The organism is Collinsella aerofaciens (assembly GCF_040926405.1).
Lineage (GTDB): Bacteria > Actinomycetota > Coriobacteriia > Coriobacteriales > Coriobacteriaceae > Collinsella.
Genome location: NZ_JBCOIG010000053.1, coordinates 1 through 3516, shown reverse-complemented (window position 1 = coordinate 3516; position 3516 = coordinate 1). Strand labels below are relative to the sequence as shown.

Annotated in this window: 2 protein-coding genes; one reads left to right on the top strand and one right to left on the bottom strand. The window is 61.5% G+C overall.

Translation table 11 applies throughout. The annotated features are described in order from the left end of the window. Positions 1–125: 125 nt before the first annotated feature. Positions 126–1235: a LacI family DNA-binding transcriptional regulator gene (locus AB5758_RS09590; protein WP_368141986.1), complete on the bottom strand. Its 1110-nt coding sequence runs from the start codon at positions 1233–1235 to the stop codon at positions 126–128. A gap of 312 nt (positions 1236–1547) precedes the next feature. On the opposite strand from AB5758_RS09590, the gene glmS reads away from it, so the two are divergent. Beyond that, positions 1548–3395 (top strand): glutamine--fructose-6-phosphate transaminase (isomerizing), encoded by a 1848-nt coding sequence (gene glmS / locus AB5758_RS09585; RefSeq protein ID WP_368141984.1) that lies wholly within the window; start codon positions 1548–1550, stop codon positions 3393–3395. The last annotated feature ends 121 nt before the right edge of the window (positions 3396–3516 follow it).

The window sequence follows — 3516 nt, the reverse complement described above, 5'->3', positions numbered from 1 at the left end:
ACCCGTACCCGTTCTGGCTTGATTAATGGATAGAAACGGATGTTCTATCGGGACACACATTTTGTCCTATAAGCCTGGTCGGGCCCCTTTTGCTTAAGCGGCGACTTAGCATACTCGCGGGCGTGCTATAGATACGCACCGAGGTTGATGGCCGTGGCGTCGGTCTGGCTGCTTGCCTGGGTGCTGGCGCGTTCCAGTAGGAACGGACGTACCAGTTCTTGGCGGTTGATATCCTCGGCGGCGACTGCGGTGACGGTACGCGCTGCGGAGCCGACACGGATATGCTTGATCTTTGCCGGGGCCTTGTTCTCGATTTGCTCCATCAGCAGTTGGACACCCTTGCGGCCAATCTCGTAGCCCGGGGGCGCTACCGTAGTGAGCGGGACCGATCCGCTCCAAGCGAGCGGGTTGCCGTCGCATCCGGCCACGCGTACTTGCCCGGGGACAGAGATGCCCTTGTCGACCAGTGCCGAAACGACGCCCGAGGCCAACACATCGGTCAGGCCGACGACAAAATCGGGACGTTCGTCCGCGGGGCGCTCGGCGATTTGGTTGCCGATACCATAGCCGTCGGCCGCCGTGTTCCACTCGCCGGCGTCAATGACTTCGATCTTGATGTCGGGATGTAGGGCAAGGGCCTTGTGAATGCCAAGCACGCGTAGGGTGAGCTGCATAAATGCTGCTCGGCCGACGACGACAATATGGTGCGCGCCGCGGGCGATAGCAAGTTCGGCAATGATGCGACCCTGAGCCTCGTTGTCGGCCGCTACGTAGTAGCCGGGCTCGGAGCAATGGATGTCCAGATGGACGATCGGCACGGGCATCTTGGTCATGGCGGGGTGCCAGTCGGGGGATGCCATGGGCTGAACCATGACGCCGGACATCTGGGTGCCCATAAAGTAGCGCAGGTAATGGTCCTCGAGAATATCGTCGTTATCGGCGTTGGCGATGAGCAAGTCGTAGCCGTGCTTGCGGGCCTCGTTGTGGGCGCCGCTGGCGATTTGGAGCGAAAAGCCGTGATCGAGACGAGGGAGCACCAGGCCAAAGGACTTGGTGGCGCCGCCTGCGAGCTGACGGGCGCTTTGGTTGGGCAGGTAGCCAAGGCGATTGATGGTCTCGTTGATGAGCTTGAGGGTCTCGGGGCGCAGCTTTTCGGGATGGTTGAGCGCGTTGGAAACCGTGCCCAACGAAACCCCGGCTTCGCGCGCGACGTCGCTGATTTTAACCTTTGCCATAGCGGCCCCTTTGATGCGTTTCAAGTACAAGCCAGATTGTAGCATCCCAAACCTTCCAAAAAGGGACAGGTTTATTTTGGCAGGTTTTATCTGGGGAAACGCTGTTGCCAGCGCGACCACCACGAAGGGGGCAGGTACCTTTGTGGTGGTTTGGACCGGCTGGACGTGTGTGCATCGAGTGGTATCTAAGTTGAGATACCACTTCTGGTATATCAGCTTGCGTTTGCGTGAGTACAATACTCGAACGTTGTACGTCTCAGCGCCCTTTGTGCGTGGACGTCTTGCAGTCACGCGAACGAAGGGATTTATCTTATGTGCGGAATCGTCGGCTACACCGGCTCTGATATTGCAAAGAACATCCTGGTCACGGGCCTCAAGCGTATGGAGTATCGCGGCTATGACTCCTCGGGCGTCGCGCTCGAGGTGGGCGAGGGCGCCGCGGCGCACCTCGACGTCATCCGCCGCGTGGGCAAGGTCGCGGGCTTGGAGAGTGAGCTTTCCAACATCGACAGCGACGCTACCTGCGGTATCGGCCACACCCGTTGGGCCACCCACGGCAAGCCCTCCGTCGTTAACGCTCACCCCCACACCAGCTGCGACGGTCGTATCGCCATCGTCCACAACGGCATCATCGAGAACTTCGCCGAGCTGCGCGAAGAGCTGGAGGGCCGCGGCCACCACTTTAAGAGCGAGACCGATACCGAGGTCTTCGCGCATCTGATCGAAGAGGCTTATGCCGAGACGCACGACCTGATGGCCTCCGTGCGCGAGGCTTGCGCCCACGTGGTCGGTGCCTATGGTCTGGCCGTCGTGTGCGCTGACGAGCCCGGCGTGATCGCCGTGGCCCGCAAGGATTCCCCGATCGTGGTCGGCGCGGGCGAGACCGGCGCCTATGTCGCCTCCGACGTCATCGCGCTCATCGACGCCACCCGCGATGTCGTGGTGCTCGAGGACGGTCAGTTTGCCAAGCTTACGCCCGCAGGCGTCGAGTACACCGACGAGGCCGGCAACGTTATCGAGCCCAAGGTCACCCACATCGACTGGGACCTGGACATGGCAGAAAAGGGCGGTTATCCCGACTTTATGCTCAAGGAGATCCACGAGCAGCCGCGCGTCGTGCGCGACACGCTGGTGGGCCGCATGACGCCGGCCGGCGAGCTCGACATCGACGAGCTGGGCCTTTCGCTCGAGGAGCTCAACGACATCGACCGCGTCTACGTAATCGCCTGCGGCACCAGCTATCACGCCGGCCTGATCGCCAAGAATCTCATTGAGGGCTGGGCTCGCATCCCCACTGAGGTTGAGGCGGCCAGCGAGTTCCGTTATCGCAATCCCATCATTACGCCGACGACGCTTGTCGTTGCCGTGTCCCAGTCGGGCGAGACGGCCGATACCCTTGCTGCCATTCGCGACGCGCGCATCAAGGGTGCCAAGGTCTTCGGCATCACCAATGTGGTGGGCAGCCCCGTGGCGCGTGAGAGCGACGGCGTCATCTACACCAAGGCCAACAAGGAGATCGCGGTCGCCTCGACCAAGAGCTTCATCGGCCAGGTTGTGAGCCTGACGCTTTTGGCTCTGCTGCTGGCGCAGGTCAAGTACCGTCTGACCACCAAGCAGACGCGCATGATGTTCCGCGAGCTTTCCGATACGGCCGAGCAGATCCAGTGGATTTTGGACACGCAGACCGAGGCCGTGCACGAGGCCGCCCTGCTGTGTAAGGACGCGCAGTCGGCGCTGTTCGTGGGCCGCGGTATGGGCGCTGCCATCTCCTACGAGGGCGCGCTCAAGCTCAAGGAGGTTAGCTACCTGCACGCCGAGGCATATGCCGCCGGCGAGATGAAGCACGGCCCCATCGCACTGATCGATCCGGGCTTCCCCGTCATCGCCGTGGCCACCAAGAGCGCCACCTACGACAAGACCGTGTCGAACCTTATGGAGTGCAAGGCGCGTGGTGCCAAGGTTATCGTCGTTGCCACCGAGGGCGACGAGGAAATTAACAAGATCGCCGACTGCATCATCCGCGTGCCGGCCGTCCGCGATGTGTTCAGCCCCATCACGGCGAGCGTCCCGCTGCAGCTGCTCGCCCGCGAGGTCGCCATCTTGCGCGGCTGCGACGTCGACCAACCTCGTAACCTGGCGAAAAGCGTTACTGTCGAGTAGTTGGTTCCGCCGTTCTAACGACCAAGGCCCGGCTCCGCGTCATCATGAACTGCCTCCCATTTCTTGGACATGAGAAATGGGAGGCTTTCTTTATGCGCGTTGATTTGAGGGTGAAGCATGA